Origin of the sequence: Cupriavidus sp. 2TAF22, from assembly GCF_052115045.1 — a bacterium.
Classification (GTDB): domain Bacteria; phylum Pseudomonadota; class Gammaproteobacteria; order Burkholderiales; family Burkholderiaceae; genus Cupriavidus.
Genome location: NZ_JBFRFX010000013.1, coordinates 86,703 through 104,756 on the forward strand (window position 1 = coordinate 86,703; position 18,054 = coordinate 104,756).

Consider the following 18,054-nt stretch of genomic DNA (forward strand, 5'->3'; position numbering starts at 1 on the left):
ACGAAACGTGGTTGCAAAAATAGCCATATTTGTGCACGATAAAAAATATCAACAGCCGATTTTTGTCGCTTTATTTTTTGTAAACCATCATGGACGAAACAAAACTGCGCACCAAATCCGAGCATCTCGTGCCACTTTCCGAGGCATTGGATCGCACCGATAAAGCCATCCTGCGGGCACTTCAGCGCGACGCGTCCATCTCGAACGTGGCACTCGCGGCCAAGGTCAGCCTGAGCCCGCCGGCCTGCCTGCGTCGCGTGGAGCGGCTCAAGGAACTCGGCCTGATTCGCGGCATCGTGGCGCTGCTGAACCCGGCCGCGCTGGACGCCGGCATGCTGGTGATGATCGGCGTGGTGCTGGACCGCTCCACGCCGGAATCCTTCTCGGAGTTCGAGAAGGCTGCCCAGAAGGTGTCGGGATGCATGGAGTGTCATGTCGTCACGGGTGAGTTTGACTACTTCATGATGCTGCGCACCAAGGACAGCGAGAGCTTCAATCGCCTCCATGCGGAGCAGCTGCTTTACCTGCCGGGGGTCCGCCAGATCCGCTCGTTCATGGTGCTCAAGCAGGTGCTGTCGACAACGCAGTTTCCGATCTGAAGCGCCACGGGCGCGGCAAGGCGCGCACCGGCCGCCGCCGTCCCCTCACGCGCCGCGCGGCCGGCTGCCGGCAATGGCGCCGCCGCCTTCGGCAAGATCCCAGAACACCCCCGCCATGACCTGCAGCGCCTGCCTGGCCACGCTACCCAGCAGGTGCTCGTTGGGCGCATGCTGGCTGCAGGCGGGATACGAATGCGGGAACCAGAGCGTGGGCAAGCCCAGCACGTGCGCAAACACATCGTTGGGCAGCGACCCGCCGAAGTTCGGCAGCAACGCCGGCGGCTCGCCCGTGGTGCGCTGCACGGACGCCAGGGCCCACCGCACCCAGGCATCGTCCGGATCCAGGCGGGTTGCCTGCATCGGTTCGCCATCCGGCCGGACCTCCACATCCTGGAAGCCATGGGCGTCCAGGTGCTCGCGCAGGTGGTGCATGAAGCCGGCACTGTCGCTGCCCACCACAAAACGGATCTGGCACAGGGCGAACGCATGGCCGGGAATCGCCCCCACCGGGGCATCGGGATTCCCGGTCTTGAAGGCCAGCACTTCGAACGTGTTCCATCCATACACGCGTTCGGCAGGCGACAAGCCGGGCTCGCCCCAGCCGGGATCGATCCCGGGATCGGCCGGGCCACCACCAACCTCGATGGTGCACAGTGCCGCCCGGACGTTGTCCGGCAGCCCGTCGGGCAACAGCCCGCGCACCAGCACCCTGCCCTTGGCATCCACCACGCTGGCGATCGCATGCGCAAGCCGCGTGCCGGCGTTGCTCAGCAGGCCGCCCCAGTTGCCGGAGTGATGCGCGCCTTCGCGCAGGTTGACGGCAAGCCGGAAGTTGCAGAACCCGCGCGACCCCAGGAAGATCGTTGGCCGCCCGGCGGCCACGCGCGGCCCGTCCGAGGCGATGAACACGTCCGCCGCCAGTTCGTCCGCGTACGTTGCGCACACTTCCCGCAAGCCAGGCGAGCCGGTTTCCTCCCCCATCTCGAGGATCATCTTGACGTTGTAGCCGAGCCTGCCCTCGCGCAGCGCCAGCACCTGGGCCAGCGCGGCCAGGTTGATGGTGTGCTGGCCTTTGTTGTCGGCCGTGCCGCGGCCATACCAGCGGTCACCGTCAAGCGTCACCTCCCAGGGGGCAAGCCCGGGCCGCCATTGCGCATCCTGCCCGCGCACCACATCGCCGTGGCCGTAGGTCAGCATGGTGAAGGCGGCCTCGGGTTCCAGCCGGTGCGCCAGCATGAACGGCCCCCCGCCGGGGACGGGGTTGTCGACGAGCTTCCACGTGAAGCCAAGGCGATCGAGCTGCGGCCCGATCGCATCGGTCAGGTAGACCGCAAGGATGGCGGCACTGGCGGGATTCTGGCTTTCCGTGCGCATCGCCACGCGTTGGCGGAGCACCTGCTCGAAGCTGCCGTCGTCAAAGTAGCGGGCCGCGAGTTCGACGGCTTGTGTTCGGCTCATGTCTGTGCATTCCTTCCAACGTTGCGCGAATCGCTCGCACCGGGTGCCTTCCCGGGCGGCGACGTTGAATCCTAGTGCCTTGCAAACATTGCGAAAAGCATAGAATTCAGATGCCTGGTTTGCCTTTTTCGCAAACCATGCAAACCGCGCAAACCGTGCAAGCCGCGCAATCCCATCCATCCAGCCGGAGAACCCGTGCCCCAGTCCCATCGCTTGCAGAGCACTGCGCTGCGCTATTTCCTGGAAGTGGTCCGTTGCGGCTCGATCAGCGAGGCGGCGTCGCACCTGAATGTCGCGGGCTCCGCCGTCAGCCGCCAGATTGCCGGCCTGGAGGAAGCCCTGGAGGTGGTCCTGTTCGAGCGCCGGCCGCGGGGCATGGTCCTCAGCGCCGCGGGCGAGCTGCTGGCCGCGCATGCCCGCAAGGCCAGCTTCGAGGCAGAACGGGTCGTGGCCGACGTGCTGGCGTTGCAAGGACTGGGCTCCGGCCATGTCCGCATCGCCAGCTCGGAAGGCTTCGCCATCCAGTTCCTGCCGAGCGTCATCGAGGCGTTCCGCGCAAAGTATCGCGGCATCCGCTTCCAGCTCTCGGTGGATGCGCCGGCCGAAGTCACCCGCCGCGTGCGCCAGGGCGAATGCGATATTGGCATGGTCTTCAACTACAGCCGTATCGGGCAGAAGGATGTCAAGGTGGAGCATCGCCAGCCGGCCCCCGGCCTTGCCATCATGCGCGCCGACCATCCCCTGGCGAAGTCCAGGCAGGTCACCTTGTCCCAGCTGCAGGGTTATCCGATGGCCCTGCCCGACACGGATACCACCGTGCGCCAGGTGTTCGACATCGCCTGCATCCGGCAGCGCGTGACGGTCGACCCGATACTCACCAGCAACTACGTCGAGACCCTGCTGAACTTCGCGCGGCTCAACGATGCCGTCACGCTGGCGAGCGAAGTCTCGGTGCGCCTGCTGCTGGAGGAACGCGGCTTGTGCGCCATTCCCATCCGGGACCGGGCGATGAGCGAGCGCAGCATCGAAGTCCAGACCTTGCAGGGCAGGACCCACGCGGAAGTGGTGCGCGTGTTCCGGGATTTCCTGATCGCGATGCTATCGAGCCCCGGTGGCATCGGGTGCGAAGCCCTGGGTGCGTTGACAACCGGCAAAGCCGGATAAATGCGGCGAGCGCAGCGAATGATGAGAAGCCTCGGCCAGCAGGCGCCCCGTCACTTGCGCCAGCAGGAGGTCGCCGAAATTCCGGCGGTCGAAGACGCCGGACAGGATGGCGGGAGAATCGGTATTCATCGAGGCATAACCGGTGGTCGGCACGCGGTGGTCGGCACGCGGTGGTCGGCACGCCTTCTTTATTGGCCTCCCGCGGGGCCTGGCCTATCGCATCAGATAGAGGGAAAACTGCCCGCCGTTCATCGGGAAAGCCGCGGCAACATCATCCATCATCGCACTCGCGCCACCCATCGATATGCTGCCGGCACAGTCCACGCTCCTCCCGGCGTCAGTGCAGGCAGCGAGAAGCGCCAGGGCTGCGAGCCCCGCGCAAAACAGCTTGCTCATGAACATCTCCTCGCGATTCCGGCAGGCAAGGGAGCGGGAGTCGCCGGGAATCAGGGCGGCGAGTCCCACAATGCTTTCAGCAGTCGCAACCTTCGGCCCACCCTCACGCGGGCCTGATGTTCTGGTTCACGCGGAACAGGTTTGCCGGGTCGTACTTGCGCTTGATCTCCGCCAGTCGCACATAGTTGTCGCGATAGGCCGCCTTCACGTTGTCGTTGCCTTCGTCCATCATCATGTTGATGTAGCCGCCGCCAGCCGAGTGCGGATGCAACGCCAGCCAGTAGTCCCTGGCCCACTGCACGATGCGGTCGTTGTTGGCCGGGTCGGGATCGACGCCGACGATCACGCTGGCGAAGCTCGCATCGCGGTAGCTGAACGCGGTGTCACCGGGGCCCGCGCGATGCGCCGCGCCGTTGATGGGATACAGGTGCATGGTCGAGTGCATGGACGGCAACTGGTGCCCGTACTTGATGTGCAGGTCGATGGCCTTGTCGCTGAGGTCGCTCACGAAGTCGGCTTTCCAGTACCACTGCAGGCCAGGCGGATACAGGGCGTCGAACAGGCTCTGCAAGACCGGCCATGGAATGGGCCCGGCAAAATCCACCGCCGGCGGCATGGCGTCGCGAATCGGCTTGAAGCGCGCTTCGGCCTGATCGAGCGGGCCCGTGTAGCACCACACCACGGCGCACATCTTCTGCAGGTGCACGGACTCGGGGAACGGCGGCCCGGGCGGCACCGTCACAAAGCCGAACCAGCCATTGATGTCCTGCGGCGCCGTCAGGATGAAATCGCGCCACCACTTCATCAACGCTCGCGCCTGGTCCATCGGCCACAGCATCGGGCCGCCGTAGACCGTGCCGACGGGATGGGCCTTGAACTCGAACGAGGTGACCACGCCGAAGTTGCCGCCACCGCCGCGCAGCGCCCAGAACAGGTCCGCGTTCTCGTCGCTGCTGGCGTTGACCAGTCGCCCGTCGGCCAGGACGACCTCGGCGCTGAGCAGGTTATCGATCGTCAGGCCGTAGGCGCGGCTAAGGTAGCCGATGCCCCCGCCGAGCGTCAGCCCGCCTACGCCCGTGGTCGAGATGAAGCCGCTCGGCGTCGCCAGTCCATAGGCGCTGGCGGCGTGGTCCACGTCACCCCAGGTGCAGCCGCCACCAACCCGGATGGTGTTGCGCTTCGGATCGACAAACACGCCTTTCATCGGCGAGAGGTCGACCACCAGTCCGCCATCGCATGTACCGAGCCCCGCGCCATTGTGCGCACCGCCACGCACAGCCAGCAGCATTGCGCCGTCGCGCGCGGCGTTCACCGCCGCAATGACGTCCGCGACATCGGTGCAGCGCGCGATCAGTGCCGGACGCTTGTCGATCATGCCGTTGTACACCGCGCGTGCCTGCTCATAGGCCGCATCGCCAGGCTGAATCAGTTGCCCGCGGAAATGCGGCTTCAGCGCGGTGGCGACGGTTTCACTCAGAGCCCCTTCCATGGTTGCCTCCTGTCCGGTTGGTATGCAGGAGTTGTATCAACCTCGGCGTTTGGAGGGCGTTAGGCGCGCCGTTATATGCGCCAGTCTCCGGCGCGGCTGGCCCGGACCGGCCAGACCATGACTAACGCGCCAGTAACGCGCGCGCCCGCACGATGTCAGGCTGGTCGAAGCCTTCGGTGAACCGGGCGAGCGGCGACTCGACCACCCGGCGCGCGCCGATACCCTCCCGTGGCTCGCGCAACGCCGCCAGCGACAGCGCGGCGCGCAGCTCGAGCGGGCGCGCCCGCTGGGCGGCAGCGATCTCGACCGCCTTGATCAGCGACGATTCGGCTTCGCCCAGGTTGGCGCTGCGGTGCAACAGCAATTCGCCACGCAGGCGATAGAGCTCCGCGTCCAGCCAGTGCTCGCCAGTGTGCTGCGCATGGTCGAGTGCCTGATCCAACGCCGCAAGCGCGGCCTCAGTCTCGCCCACGTCACCCAGGCATTCCGCCAGCATGCCGAGATACAGCGGCAGCCGCAGGCGCGCGCCGGTGGCATGAAAGCCCTCGATCGCCACCTGCATGGCCGCCACGGCGTCGGCGCCGGGCGCCTGCTTTGCATTGGCCCAGGCGAGCAGCACGTCAGCCCAGGCGAGGTAGTAGCCGACGTGGTACTGAGCGGCGATCGAACGAGCCTGGCGGGCGTAGTGAAGCGTGAGCCCGTGCTCCCGGCGCAGGGCATGCTGCGTTGCAAGATAAGACAGCGCCAGCGCCTGGGAGAACGGATGTGCCAGCCGGTCTGCCACCTCCAGCGCTTCGCGCCCACGCCGCAGGGCTTGATCGGCGAGCCCGCCGAACCAGAATCCATGGGCCGACCACGCCGACGCCAGCACGCCGAAGTTGCCGCCCATCATCGACACATGCTCGGCGTGCTGGGTTTCGTCATAGGCGCCGAGCGCGCTTTGATACGCTGGCTCCGCCGCGACCCAGTCACCCTGCTGGATCAGGCTCCCCATGACGTTGGTCCATGCCATCGACGCGTAGGTACCCCACCCCGGCGTGCCCAATCCCGCGATGAGTTCCTCGCTCAGGCTCCGCGCCTGGGCAAGCTCCGCACTGACGACGAGAAAGAAGGCAAGGCTGACCTGGGCGCGCGCCTGCTGGCCGAGGTCGCCCGCCTGTTTGCTGAGCTCCACAGCACGCCGCAGCGGCGTGTCGAGCTCCGGTGCCGCCCAGCCACGGGAAATCCGGATCGGCGGCGCAAGGTCGAGTTGCAATGCCAGCGACTGCCGGGCGCGCTCCTGCGGATCGACGATCTGATCGGCTTGCGCCAGCCCGCGCTGCAACAGCGCAATCGCATCGTCATAGGCGTACACGCTCTGCGCAACGCCGGCCGCGCGCCGATAGAAAGCGGCCGAGTCGGTTGGCAGGCCGGCCTGCTCGTAATGCGCGGCAATCTGCGCGCTTGCGGCGTCGAGTTCATCGCCCGGCGCCTGTTCGAGCGCGCGTGCCACGCGCTGATGCAGGCCGCGGCGTTGTAGCGGACTGACCTCGGCGTACGCCACGTCACGGATCTTGTCGTGGCTGAAATCAAAGGCAAGGCCCCCGCTGTCCGGCTGGCGCACGATGCCTCGCTGCCAGAGTTCGTCCAGCGCTCCCGTGAGGGCATGCTCGCGCACGTCGCTCGCCTGGGCCAGCACATCGGCGGTGAACGCGCGCCCGATGATCGCCGCGACGCCGACGATATCGCGCGCGGCGGGCGACAGTTGCGCCAGCCGGTTCGAGATCACCGTGTACACCTTGGGCGGCAACTTCGCGACCGGGCCGTGCGGCGTCCCGCCAGCCGTCGCGGTATCGAACCGGGCGCGCATCATCTCGACCGTGAACAAGGGGTTGCCTTCGCTTTCCTCGAACAGGCGGGTTGCCTCCGCATCGGCCAGCGGCCGATTGATGATCTGCGCCGCGATCTTCGCCGTTTCGGCGGCATCCAGTGCGCCCAGCAGCATCTCCGTGAGCTGGTCGTCGCGCCGCAAGGCGTCAAGCAGCCGGCTCACGGCGTGCAATGGCGTGATGTCCTCATGCCGCGCCGTAGCGACAACGAGGAGCTTCGCGCTCACGTCGAAGCGCATCAGGAAGCGTAGCCATTCGAGCGTCTCGGTGTCACACCATTGCAAATCGTCGAGCAGCAGCAGCAACGGCCCGTCTTTCGCCAGCACGGCGCGCGCCAGCGCTTCGAAGAAGCAGCCGGTGACCGGCGCGAACGCGACCTGCCCCTCGGCCGCGTACGCGCGCGAGTGCGCCGTGGTAAAGCCCTGGCCCGAAAGGTGCACGAGCAATTCCTCCGCCAGGCGCGACTTGCCGATGCCGGCCTCGCCCGAGATCAGCGCGAACTGCTTGTCGCCAAGCTGGCCGCGCTGCCACACTTCGAGAAGCCGCCGCCATTCGTCGTGGCGTCCGATCATCGATAGCATGGGGGCCCGTGGGCGTCGACGCTGGGTTGGCGCAGCCTGGGCAGCAAGACGCGCATAGGCCGCGCGCAAGGCTTCACCAGGCACGATGCCCAGCTCGCGCGCGAACGTTTCAACGCAGTTGCGATAGGCGCGCAGCGCGGATGCATGATCGTGATTCAGGGCATGCAGGCGCATCAACGCCATATAGGTGGGCTCGCGCAACGGGTCGAGCCGCTGCAACTGCTGCGAGTGCTTCAACGCCTTGGCGTAGTCGCGCCTGTCCTCGCTCAACTGGCTGAGCCGCGCGAGCGCCGCGATGCACGCTTCGCGTAACTGCTCGCGCTGCGGCGCGATCCATTCATCGTAACAACTGGCTAGCAGGTCGCCCCGATACAGTTCCGCGGCACGCACCAGGAACTCCTCCTCGGTGGCCGCGTCGTTGTTGCTTGCGGCCCGCGCCGCGGTGGCCAGGGCCGACTGAAACTGCGCAACATCGAGATCGAACGCGGAATCGGGCAACCATCGCACCATTTGCGCGTCGGCGTGGACGAAACTGGCTGCGTGCGGCCAAGACTTGCGTAGATGAAACAGGAGCTGACGCAATGCGTTGCGTGCCTGCGCCTGCGTGGAATCGGGCCAGAACAGGAAGGCGAGCTGCTGGCGCGACTGCGGCACGTCCCGATGCAAGATCAGATAGGCAAGCAGCGCCTGCAAGCGGGGAGAATTCGCGTCAGGCATCGGCGCGTCGGCGCCGTCGAGATGGAACTCGCCGAACAGGCGGACAGAGTAGCGAGTTTCAGGCGCCATGCTGGTCACCGGTGATCCAGGCGACTTCGGCGGCGTCGTGGAGGCCGGCCCACGCGTCACGGTACGCCGGGCTGCCGATGGCGGTGCGCACGCACCCGGCAAACGTGCGTAATCGCGCAGGCACGCACCGGACTTCCGCGTGGGCGATGTCGATGGACTCCGGAGGCGGAGGCGGCGCGCCATTCCGGGTAGGCGCCAGCCGTCGTGTCGTGCGTCTCAGCAGGGTCGCTCCCAAAGAATTTTTTCCCAGATGGCAGTTCTGCGTTCTTCAGTCTAGTGCGAACTACGCTCGCCGCCGAAGCTTGTCGCACCGGGACGAAAGCGATATCGGCCGATGAATTCGCGGCCTGACAGGTGCGCTAGACGCCTCAACCCCAACGCTGTGTGTGCGCCGCATCATGGGATCAGAATGGCGCGCAGCTCACGCTTCAAGATCTGCCCGCGCCGGATAGCGGCAGCGCCTCGCGGAACGCAACCGTCTTCGGACACCTGTAGCCTGTGATGTATTGCCGGCAATGTTCCCTGATCTCCCCACCCATATCGGGTTGCATGCTGCAGGAGCTTCCCCGGCCGGGGCCGACCGTTCCTATAATCACCCAGCCCCGCGCAGGGCAACACGTACCGCCGTCCGGCTTTCCCCGAGGATTTTCTGTCATGGCCCCAGCCGCATGCGTGACGGACACGCCGCCCCAGACGGCTCCCGTCCCGCCTCCCATTGCGCCAAGCAAGCTCACGCCACCGCGCAGTGCCCGCCCCCTGATGCCGCGTGCGCGTCTCACCGCGCGGCTGACCGAGGCGCGCGGCCTGCGTTGCGTGACAATCCAGGGGCCGGCGGGCAGCGCCAAGACCAGCAGCCTGGTCGCCTGGCGCCAGTCGCTTCTGTCACTGGACTACGATGTCGCATGGCTGTCGCTGACCCACGATGACGACGATGCGGTCAGCTTCTTCGATGCGTTGCTCGCCAGTCTGGCCGCGGTGGACCCAGTCCTCGTCAGCGATGCCCAGCTACTCGCGGGCCGCGACGGCACGCCAGGCGCCGCCGAGCATTGCGTGATCACGCTAGTACGCGCCATTGCCATGTACCGCCGCGAACTGGTGCTGATGCTGGACGACGCCCACGTTCTGCGCGATCCGGGCGCGCTGGCCGTACTGCGCTGGCTGCTCGACTATGCCCCGCCTCAATTGCATATCGCGCTGGCTTCACGGCTGCCGCTGCCGGAACCCGTGTCGCAGTCGCTGGCCCGACTGGAGGCGCGCGGGATGGCGGCGCGCTTCGACCTGCGTGACCTGCGCTTTTCCGGAGCCGAGTCAGCGCGATTCCTGCTTGACCAGCTTGGCGCCGTCACCCCGCAGGATGCCAGCAGGCTCCACGAGCTGACAGACGGCTGGCCCGCCGGCCTGCAACTGTTCGCGGTGGACATGCGGACGCGGCAGGGCGGCGCCTACGTACCGGTCCATGTGCGCGACGCCGAAGGCTTTGCCAGCTATTTCGAGCGCGAGGTGCTGGTGCGACTGGCCCCGGCCGACCGCCACCTGCTCACCTGCCTGGCCGCCTGCGACCGCTTCTGCGGCGCCCTTGGCGCGACGCTGCTCGACACGCCCGACACCGGGCCGGACATCGCCCGGCGTCTTGCCGGTCTCGCGCTGGACGGGCTGTTCCTGGTCCGTATCGGTGACGGCACCGGCGACGACGCGTGGTATCGCCTGCATCCCCTGCTGCGCGAAGTCCTGCATGCGCACGCCGCGGACCTGCCTGCGGAGGCGCGCGAGGCCATCCACACCGCCGCCTGGCACTGGTTTGCGGCAAAGGGACTGGTGGAAGAAGCGGTAGCCCATGCCGTTGGGGCGGGCGCCCTGGAAGCCGCGGCCGACATGGTGGAACGGCGCGCCATCGAACGGCTCAGGATTGGCGAACTGAGCCAGCTTGCCACGCTGCTGCGCCGCTTGCCGCCCGCCACCATCGCCGCCCGCTTCCGCCTGGAACTGGCGATGGCCTACCTGCACATGTACGCCGGTGAAGCGGATGCCCTGGAAGGCAGCCTGCGGCGGCTGGAAGCGTGGCCCGATCAGCCCGAGATGTCCAGGGCGCGCCGGGCCTACATGCTCGCCATCCTTCGTGGCGGCATCGCGCTTGTGCGCGATGACCCCGACGCCGTCGCCGCCCTCTTGCCCACGCTGCACCGCGTGCCCCGGGACGCCGACGATCTCACGCTCACCGGGCGCGGCAACATCCTGTCGTGGATGCACATCTATCGCGGCGAATACGGCGAGGCACGCCGGGTGATCGAGGATGGCGCTCCCTGCGGCGGCGCGCCGCGCGGCCTCCTGCTGGGCCGCTGCATGGCGGGCATGACGCACGCTGCCGAAGGCGAAGTCCTGCTGGCCGAGCGCATCCTGCGCGACGTGCTGGCCGAATCGGAGCAGCAGGGCCGCACCTACGCGGGTGTCGCATGCATGGCCGCAGCGTTGCTGGGCGAGGCGCAGTACGAGCTGAACGACTTCGACGCCGCGGCACAGATGCTCGCCGGGCGCATCGATGTGCTGGAGCGCATCTCCATTCCGGACACCGTATTGCGCGCGCTGCAGACACTGTCGTGCGCCGGGTGGCTGGCCGGACGCCGCCAGGAAGCGCTCGCCTGCCTCGATCGGCTCGAACGCTACGCGCAACGTCGCCAGACGGACCGCTTGCTGGCCACTGCCTGGTGGCTGCGCGTAAGGTTCCATCTGGAAGCCGGGAACATGCACGATGGCGCCACGGCATTGCGCGCCCTGGAGGCACTGGCAACCCGATACCGGGAGGCCACGCGCAGCACGGCGTGGGAAGTGCGTGTCTGCGCCGATCTGGCTGCCACCGCCATGCACCTGCATCAGAATGACTTCGACGCGGCGCTGGCACGTCTCACGCCGCTTCACCGCCTTTCGGAAGCCGGCGGCCGCTGGTGTCGCGTGGCAAGCCTGCACATGCTGATGGCCATCGCCGAGGCCGGACGGCTCAACACGGCGACCGCACGCACCCATGTGGTGGCCGCGCTTCGTCTCGGTCATCGCCTTGGGCTCGTTCGCAGCATGCTTGACGTCTCCCCGCGCGCTCCCGAAGCGATTGCAGACGTCGCCCACGATCCTGCGCTCGACCCCATCCTGGCCTTCTATGCGCAACGACTGCTCGACGAGGCGGAGCGAGACGTCCAGCCCGCCACGGCGCCACGGCCCGCGTTTCCCGGCACACTGGCCGCACTCACTGACCGTGAGAACGAAGTATTGGGGCTGCTCACGCAGGCCATGCCGAACAAGAAGATTGCCCGCGTGCTCAATGTTTCCCTCGACACGGTGAAGTACCACCTGCGCAATGTCTACGCCAAACTCGGCGTGACCGGCCGCGATGAAGCCGTGGCGCGGCTGCGTGAGATGCAGGCGCCTCGTCTGGGGTAAGCCGGGACGCCTTCCTACACCACGGGTGTAGGGATTCTTTTCGTCGCTCCGTCCACACTCTCTTCATCGCGGTGCCGCTCTGGTGCCGCCAACCGGATTGGGAGAGTCTGCAGTGGAGATCCAGCGCAGCGTCTATCGCGAAGACCATGAAATGTTCCGCGCCACTGCGCGCCGCTTCTTCGAACGCGAGTGTGCCCCGCGCCAGGCGGAATGGGACCAGGCCGGCCAGGCCGGCCGGGACATCTGGCTGAAGGCTGGCCGCGAAGGGCTGCTGGGCGTCACTGTCCCGACGGAATATGGCGGCGGCGGCGGTGACTTCGGCCACGCGGCGGTGCTCGCCGAGGAGTACCACCGCTCCAGCGTGTCGGGCCCGAGTTTCTCGGTTCACTCCGACATTACCGCGCCCTACATCGCCCGGCTTGGCACGGAAGAGCAAAAGCAACGCTGGCTGCCCCCCGTCTGCCGGGGCGAGAAGATCCTCGCCATCGCCATGACCGAGCCGGGCACCGGTTCCGACCTCAAGTCGATCCGCACCACGGCCGTGCGCGAAGGCGACGAATGGGTCATCAACGGCAGCAAGACCTTCATCTCCAACGGCCTGACCGCCGACTGGGTCGTCGTGGTCTGCAAGACCGATCCGGGCGCCGGCGCCAAGGGAGTGAGCCTGATCATGGTCGAGGCCGACCGCCCGGGCTTCCGCCGTGGACGCAAGCTGGAAAAGGTCGGGCAGCACGCGGCCGATACCGCCGAGCTGTTTTTCGATGACGTGCGGGTGCCGGCGAGCAACCTCCTCGGCGTGGAGAACAGCGGCTTCATCCACCTGATGGAAGAGCTGCCCCAGGAGCGCCTGATCATCGGCGTCTACAGTGCCGCCCGCCTGGAGCGTCAGCTCGAGTTGACGCTGGAGTATGTCAAGTCGCGCAAGGCCTTCAACCAGACCGTCTGGGATTTCCAGAACACCAAGTTCAAGCTGGCCGACGTCAAGGCACAGGCCATCGCCGTGCGCACGATGATCGACTACTACATCGGCCAGCACATGGCGCGCAAGCTCACGCTGCAGGAGGCAGCCATTGCCAAGCTCTTCGCCACCGAGACGCTGTGGAAGTGCCTCGACGAGATGGTGCAGTTGCACGGCGGATACGGCTACATGCTGGAATACCCCATCGCACGCTCGTTCGTCGACATGCGCGTGACGCGCATCTTCGGCGGCACCAGCGAGGTCCTGCGCGATCTCATCTCGCGCAAGCTCTGATTTCATCATTTTTCCCGAGGAACAATCACCATGAGCGAAAAAGTACTGGTTGCCGGCGTCGGCATGATTCCCTTTGCCAAGCCGGGCGCGTGCGCAAGCTACACCGAAATGGGCGCGGAGGCCGCACGCCGCGCGCTGGCCGACGCCGGCATTGCCTACAGCGACGTGCAGCAGGCGTTTGCCGGCTACGTCTACGGCGATTCCACGTGTGGCCAGACCGCCCTGTACGAGGTCGGCATGACCGGCATCCCCATCGTCAACGTCAACAACAACTGCTCGACCGGCTCGACCGCGCTGTACCTGGCACGCCAGGCAATCGCCACCGGCGACGCCGACTGCGTGCTGGCCCTCGGCTTCGAGCAGATGCAGGCCGGGGCGCTGAAATCGCACTGGGACGACCGTCCTGTCACGCGCGCCCGCTTCCAGCCCATCATGCATGGCCTGACCGCCGACATGGCCCATCTGCCGCAAGCGGTGCGCACCTTCGCCGGCGCCGGCCGCGAGCACATGCAACGCTACGGCACGAGCCTCGCGACCTTTGCCGCGGTGCGCGCCAAGGCCAGCCGCCACGCTGCCAACAATCCGCTGGCGCTGTTCCGCAAGGTGGTGACCACCGAGGACGTGCTGAACGACACCCCGCTGTTGCCCGGCGTGCTCACCCGCCTGATGGCATGCCCGCCCACCTGCGGCGGCGCGGCGGCCATCCTCGTTTCGGAGCGCTTCGCCCGCAAGCACGGCCTGCGCACCGACGTGCAGATCCTGGCGCAGGCGCTCACCACGGATCCGCTCGCCTCGTTCGACCCGCCGTCGATGCTGAACTACGTCGGCACGCATATGACCCGCTCCGCAGTCAACCGGGTCTATGAGAAGGCCGGTGTCGGCCCCGAGGATATCGATGTCTGCGAGCTGCATGACTGCTTCGCCCAGAACGAAGTCATCAGCTATGAAGCGCTCGGCTTCTGCCCGGAAGGCGGCGCGGAAAAATTCGTGCGCGACGGCGACAACACCTACGGTGGCAAGGTGGTGGTGGGTCCGTCCGGCGGGCTGCTGTCGAAGGGACACCCGCTCGGCGCAACCGGGCTGGCGCAGTGCTTCGAGCTGACGCACCAGTTGCGCGGCACGGCGGAGCAGCGCCAGGTGGAAGGCGCGCGGCTGGCCCTGCAGCACAACCTTGGACTGGGTGGCGCCTGCGTGGTCACGTTGTACGGCAAGAACTGAACGACACAAGAACGCAGGAGGAGACAAACATGAAGCGTGCACGACTCACCTGGCTGGCGGGCCTTGGGCTAACGTTCGCCATACTGCTGCCGGCACTGGCCGGCGCCGCCGACAGCTACCCTTCGCGGCCGCTGCGCTTTGTCGTTCCGCTCACGCAAGGCAGCGGTTCCGACACCGTAACCCGCTTCGTGGCGGAGCGCGCCGGCAAGTTGCTGGGGCAGCCGGCCGTGGTGGAAAACCGGCCTGGCGCCGACACCATCATCGCCACGCAGAGCGTCCTCACGGCACCGCCCGACGGCTACAGCGTGCTGATGATCTCGCCCAGCGCGATGGTCATCAACCCGCTGGTGCACGATCACCTGCCCTACGATCCCAGGCGCGACCTGCGTCCGCTCGCCGCCGCGATCCGCGCCACGTCGGTACTGGTGACGGGCCCGTCGTCGCCGTACAAGACGTTCGGCGACTTTCTGGCCGCCGCGAAGAAGGCGCCGAACTCGGTCAGCCTGGCGAACTACAGCTACCACTACCGGCTCGGCGCGCTGCAGATGCAGCAGATGTCCGGGGTCGAGTTCAACCACGTCCTCTACAAGGGCGCATCTCAGGCCCAGACCGACGTGATGGGGGGCGCCGTGGACGCGGCGCTGCTCGATCTCGGCGGCGCGCTGCCGCTCATCCGTGCCGGCAAGCTGCGCCCACTGGCTGTCACGACCCGCGCACGCCATCCCGAACTGCCCGATGTCCCGACGGTCGCCGAAAGTGGTCTGCCCGGCTACGAGCTGACGGTCTGGGTGGGCTTCGCGGTCAGCGCGAAAACGCCGGAGCCGGTCGTCGCCAGGCTGGAGGACGCATTGCTCAAGGCCATCGGCTCCGCCGAGTTCAAGAGCTTCGCCGCACAGACGCTGTACGCCGGCGTACTCGGCATGCCCGGGAAGGAAATGAGCCGGATGATCGATGCGGAGCGCGGGCGCTACGCATCGATCGTCAAGACCTACGACGTCAGCGCGCGCTAGTCACCGGCGCGGTCCTTCGCGGCGCCCCGCGAAGGACCATCGAGCATCCATCGGAATACTCAGAGAAGCAACCATGCAACAACAGATCTGCAAAAACCGCGTCGTCGTCACTGGCGCCGCCAGTGCGCCTGCGCAGGAAGTGGTCGCCGAGATTCCGGCACTGGTGCGCCAGGCCGCCGCCAACGCCGATGTTTCCGGCGAGATTCCGCAACGCTGATCGCGAGCCCAAGCCATGACGAAAACCCCGAAATACCTCGGCGACCACGCCGCGCAGACGCCCGACAAGCCCGCCGTCATCAACGGCACCACGGGAGATTTGCTCACATACCAAGAACTTGACGAACGCTCCAACCGCTTCGCCCAGTACCTCTACGCGCTTGGCCTGCGCCGTGGCGACCACCTTGCCATGGTGCTGGAGAACAATATCCGCTGCTTCGAGGTGTGCTGGGCCGCGTTGCGCTCCGGGCTGCTGATCACGCCGGTCAACCGCTACCTGACCGCCCCGGAGGCCGCCTATATCATCGAAGACAGCAATGCCCAGGTCGTCGTGACCTCTTGGGCCATGCGCGACCTGGCCACGGCCCTGCGCGACATCATGCCGACCTGCCGCAAGCGGCTGATGATCGATGGCACGATTCCTGGCTGGGACAGCTACGAAGCAGAAGTTGCTGCCTGCCCCGCCGAGCGCCTGGCCGACGAATGGCTCGGCGCCACGATGGTCTACAGCTCCGGCACAACGGGACGCCCGAAGGGTATCCTCCGCGCCCAGGCCGAAGGCAAGGTCACCGAGGGCTCCGGCTCCGCGCGCCGCCCGCAATTCGACCGCTACGGCTTCGACGCCAATACCGTGTACTTGTCCCCGGCGCCGCTGTACCACACGGCACCACTGGGCTACGGGCTGGAAACGCAGTTCGGCGGCGGTACCGTCATTTTCATGGAGAAGTTCGACGCCGAAGACGCGCTGCGCATGATCGAACGCCATCGAGTCACCCATAGCCAGTGGGTGCCGACCATGTTCATCCGCATGCTCAAGCTCGATGGCGCGGCGCGCGGCGCGTACGACCTGTCAAGCCATCGCGTGGCCATTCATGCGGCCGCTCCATGCCCGCAGGAAACCAAGCGCGACATGATCGCCTGGTGGGGACCGATCCTGTACGAGTACTACGCCGCCACCGAAGGCAACGGGTCGACCAGCCTCGACACGCAGGAATGGCTGGCCCACCCCGGATCAGTCGGCACGGCCCTGCTCGGCCGCATCCGCATCTGCGACGATGACGGCAACGAGTTGCCTGCCGGCAAGACCGGGACGGTGTACTTCGAGCGCGACACGCTGCCGTTCCACTACCACAACGATCCGGAAAAGACACGCGCCGCGCAGCACCCACGCCATCCGAGCTGGACCGCGGTGGGCGACGTGGGGCATGTCGATGCCGACGGCTATCTGTACCTGACCGACCGCAAGGCGTTCATGATCATTTCGGGCGGGGTCAACATCTATCCGCAGGCGATCGAGGATGCGCTGGTGATCCATCCCAGTGTGGGCGACGCCGCCGTCATCGGGGTGCCGAATCCGGAGATGGGCGAGGAGGTCAAGGCCATCGTGGAGCCGGCGGCAGGCGTCAGCCCGACCCCGGAACTGGCGGAGGAACTGCTCGCCTACCTGCGCACGAAGGTGGCGAAGTACATGGTCCCGCGCTCGCTCGACTTTATCGACGCGATGCCACGTCTGCCGACCGGCAAGCTCTACAAGACCTCGCTGCGCGAACGCTACTGGAAGCCGTCATGACGGCCGCGCGGTTCCGCACGCGCCTGACCGACCTGTTCGGCATCCGTCACCCGCTCCTGCTCGGCGGCATGCACCATCTCGGCGAATCCGGCGTGGTGGCGGCTGTCGTCAACGCCGGGGCGATGGGCTTCATCACGGCGCGCTCGTTCGCCACGCCTGACGCGCTGCGCCAGGACCTGCGCCGTTGCCGTGAACTGACCGGCGGCAAGCCGTTTGGCGTCAACCTGACGCTGGCGCGCCGCGCCGGCCACAACGCTGCCGTGCAGGACTGGGTCCGCATCGCGCTCGAAGAAGGCGTGCGGCATTTCGAAAGCGCCGGCAATTCGCCGGCGGAGCTGGTCGGCCCGATCCAGCGCGGCGGCGGCGTGCTGATCCACAAATGCCCGAGCGTGCGCCATGCGCTGTCGGCAGAGCGGCTGGGCGTGGATGCGGTGGCGCTGGTCGGACTGGAAGAAGGCGGCCATCCCGGCGCCAACAAGCTATCGGCGTTCGTCAACGGCGCCTTTGCGCTGGAACGCGTGCGCGTGCCGCTGGCGATCGGCGGCGGCATTGGCAGCGGCCGCCAGATTGCCGCTGCGCTTGCGATGGGCGCCGACGCCGTGGTGCTCGGCAGCCGCTTCATGGTGGCCGACGAGATCATCGCGCATCGGGCGCTAAAGGAACGCATCGCGGCGTCCGACGAACATTGCTCGGTCGCCATCCTCGATACGCTCGGCGACACCTGGCGCGTACTGGCGAACGACACCGCCCGCGCGGTGCAGCAACTCGAAGCGCAGGGTGCGCGCTCGCATGCCGAGTTCGGCGACCTGATTCTCTCGGCCCGCACGCGCGAGCGCGTGTACGAAGGCGGCGATGTCGAAGCGGGCATCGTGTCACTCGGACCGGCCGGCGGATTCGCCGATCGCATCGAGCCGGCCGGTGCCATCGTCGCACGGCTGATGGCCGACGCGCGGCAAGCCACCGCGCGCCTCGGTGCCACCATGTCGTGATGGCACTTTGTACAAAAGAAGCGATACAG

General features: G+C 67.0%; 13 protein-coding genes. 9 read left to right on the plus strand and 4 right to left on the minus strand.

What is annotated here, in order from left to right; all coding sequences use genetic code 11:
* Positions 1-89: 89 nt before the first annotated feature.
* Positions 90-599 carry an Lrp/AsnC family transcriptional regulator gene (locus tag AB4Z48_RS16820; protein ID WP_441615876.1) on the plus strand — a complete coding sequence of 170 codons (510 nt, stop codon included), beginning with the start codon at positions 90-92 and terminating at the stop codon, positions 597-599.
* A gap of 45 nt (positions 600-644) precedes the next feature.
* On the opposite strand, the gene AB4Z48_RS16825 is transcribed toward AB4Z48_RS16820, so the two are convergent.
* The gene (locus tag AB4Z48_RS16825; RefSeq protein WP_441615878.1) at positions 645-2,057 is read right to left on the minus strand and encodes a M20 family metallopeptidase; all 1,413 of its coding nucleotides are present in this window, start codon (positions 2,055-2,057) and stop codon (positions 645-647) included.
* 195 nt (positions 2,058-2,252) lie between these two features.
* Between AB4Z48_RS16825 and AB4Z48_RS16830 the strand changes: the two genes are divergently transcribed.
* The gene (locus AB4Z48_RS16830; protein WP_441615880.1) at positions 2,253-3,221 is read left to right on the plus strand and encodes a LysR family transcriptional regulator; all 969 of its coding nucleotides are present in this window, start codon (positions 2,253-2,255) and stop codon (positions 3,219-3,221) included.
* A 213-nt stretch (positions 3,222-3,434) separates the two neighbouring features.
* On the opposite strand, the gene AB4Z48_RS16835 is transcribed toward AB4Z48_RS16830, so the two are convergent.
* The 3 genes from AB4Z48_RS16835 to AB4Z48_RS16845 form a co-directional block, all read right to left on the minus strand.
* Entirely contained in the window at positions 3,435-3,617 is a 183-nt protein-coding gene (locus tag AB4Z48_RS16835; protein ID WP_441615882.1) for a hypothetical protein, read from the minus strand.
* 103 nt (positions 3,618-3,720) lie between these two features.
* On the minus strand, positions 3,721-5,106 hold the full coding sequence (locus tag AB4Z48_RS16840) for an FAD-binding oxidoreductase (protein WP_441615884.1): 1,386 nt from the start codon (positions 5,104-5,106) through the stop codon (positions 3,721-3,723).
* A gap of 121 nt (positions 5,107-5,227) precedes the next feature.
* Complete coding sequence (locus AB4Z48_RS16845; protein WP_441615886.1) at positions 5,228-8,341, minus strand: ATP-binding protein; 3,114 nt, start codon at positions 8,339-8,341, stop codon at positions 5,228-5,230.
* A gap of 759 nt (positions 8,342-9,100) precedes the next feature.
* Here AB4Z48_RS16845 and AB4Z48_RS16850 point away from each other — a divergent pair.
* From AB4Z48_RS16850 to AB4Z48_RS16880, 7 genes are all read left to right on the plus strand, one after another.
* A complete protein-coding gene (locus tag AB4Z48_RS16850) occupies positions 9,101-11,770 on the plus strand; it encodes a LuxR C-terminal-related transcriptional regulator (protein ID WP_441615888.1) in 2,670 nt (889 codons plus the stop codon).
* Positions 11,771-11,882: 112 nt separating this feature from the next.
* The gene (locus AB4Z48_RS16855) at positions 11,883-13,022 is read left to right on the plus strand and encodes an acyl-CoA dehydrogenase family protein (RefSeq protein WP_441615890.1); all 1,140 of its coding nucleotides are present in this window, start codon (positions 11,883-11,885) and stop codon (positions 13,020-13,022) included.
* 30 nt (positions 13,023-13,052) lie between these two features.
* Positions 13,053-14,240 (plus strand): lipid-transfer protein, encoded by a 1,188-nt coding sequence (locus AB4Z48_RS16860; RefSeq protein ID WP_441615892.1) that lies wholly within the window; start codon positions 13,053-13,055, stop codon positions 14,238-14,240.
* A gap of 29 nt (positions 14,241-14,269) precedes the next feature.
* Positions 14,270-15,250 (plus strand): Bug family tripartite tricarboxylate transporter substrate binding protein, encoded by a 981-nt coding sequence (locus AB4Z48_RS16865; protein ID WP_441615894.1) that lies wholly within the window; start codon positions 14,270-14,272, stop codon positions 15,248-15,250.
* Between the two features lie 73 nt (positions 15,251-15,323).
* Positions 15,324-15,467, plus strand: a complete 144-nt coding sequence (locus AB4Z48_RS16870) for a hypothetical protein (RefSeq protein ID WP_441615896.1) — start codon at positions 15,324-15,326, stop codon at positions 15,465-15,467.
* A gap of 15 nt (positions 15,468-15,482) precedes the next feature.
* The gene (locus tag AB4Z48_RS16875) at positions 15,483-17,036 is read left to right on the plus strand and encodes an acyl-CoA synthetase (protein WP_441615898.1); all 1,554 of its coding nucleotides are present in this window, start codon (positions 15,483-15,485) and stop codon (positions 17,034-17,036) included.
* The gene (locus AB4Z48_RS16880) at positions 17,033-18,025 is read left to right on the plus strand and encodes an NAD(P)H-dependent flavin oxidoreductase (protein ID WP_441615900.1); all 993 of its coding nucleotides are present in this window, start codon (positions 17,033-17,035) and stop codon (positions 18,023-18,025) included. Before AB4Z48_RS16875 ends, AB4Z48_RS16880 begins: the two co-directional genes overlap by 4 nt.
* The last annotated feature ends 29 nt before the right edge of the window (positions 18,026-18,054 follow it).

Coding starts and splice junctions, on each gene's coding strand:
- AB4Z48_RS16820 (WP_441615876.1), top strand. CDS start 90: ATGGACGAAACAAAACTGCGCACCAAATCCGAGCATCTCGTGCCACTT.
- AB4Z48_RS16825 (WP_441615878.1), bottom strand. CDS start 2,057: ATGAGCCGAACACAAGCCGTCGAACTCGCGGCCCGCTACTTTGACGAC.
- AB4Z48_RS16835 (WP_441615882.1), bottom strand. CDS start 3,617: ATGAGCAAGCTGTTTTGCGCGGGGCTCGCAGCCCTGGCGCTTCTCGCT.
- AB4Z48_RS16840 (WP_441615884.1), bottom strand. CDS start 5,106: ATGGAAGGGGCTCTGAGTGAAACCGTCGCCACCGCGCTGAAGCCGCAT.
- AB4Z48_RS16845 (WP_441615886.1), bottom strand. CDS start 8,341: ATGGCGCCTGAAACTCGCTACTCTGTCCGCCTGTTCGGCGAGTTCCAT.
- AB4Z48_RS16850 (WP_441615888.1), top strand. CDS start 9,101: ATGCCGCGTGCGCGTCTCACCGCGCGGCTGACCGAGGCGCGCGGCCTG.
- AB4Z48_RS16860 (WP_441615892.1), top strand. CDS start 13,053: ATGAGCGAAAAAGTACTGGTTGCCGGCGTCGGCATGATTCCCTTTGCC.
- AB4Z48_RS16865 (WP_441615894.1), top strand. CDS start 14,270: ATGAAGCGTGCACGACTCACCTGGCTGGCGGGCCTTGGGCTAACGTTC.
- AB4Z48_RS16870 (WP_441615896.1), top strand. CDS start 15,324: ATGCAACAACAGATCTGCAAAAACCGCGTCGTCGTCACTGGCGCCGCC.
- AB4Z48_RS16875 (WP_441615898.1), top strand. CDS start 15,483: ATGACGAAAACCCCGAAATACCTCGGCGACCACGCCGCGCAGACGCCC.
- AB4Z48_RS16880 (WP_441615900.1), top strand. CDS start 17,033: ATGACGGCCGCGCGGTTCCGCACGCGCCTGACCGACCTGTTCGGCATC.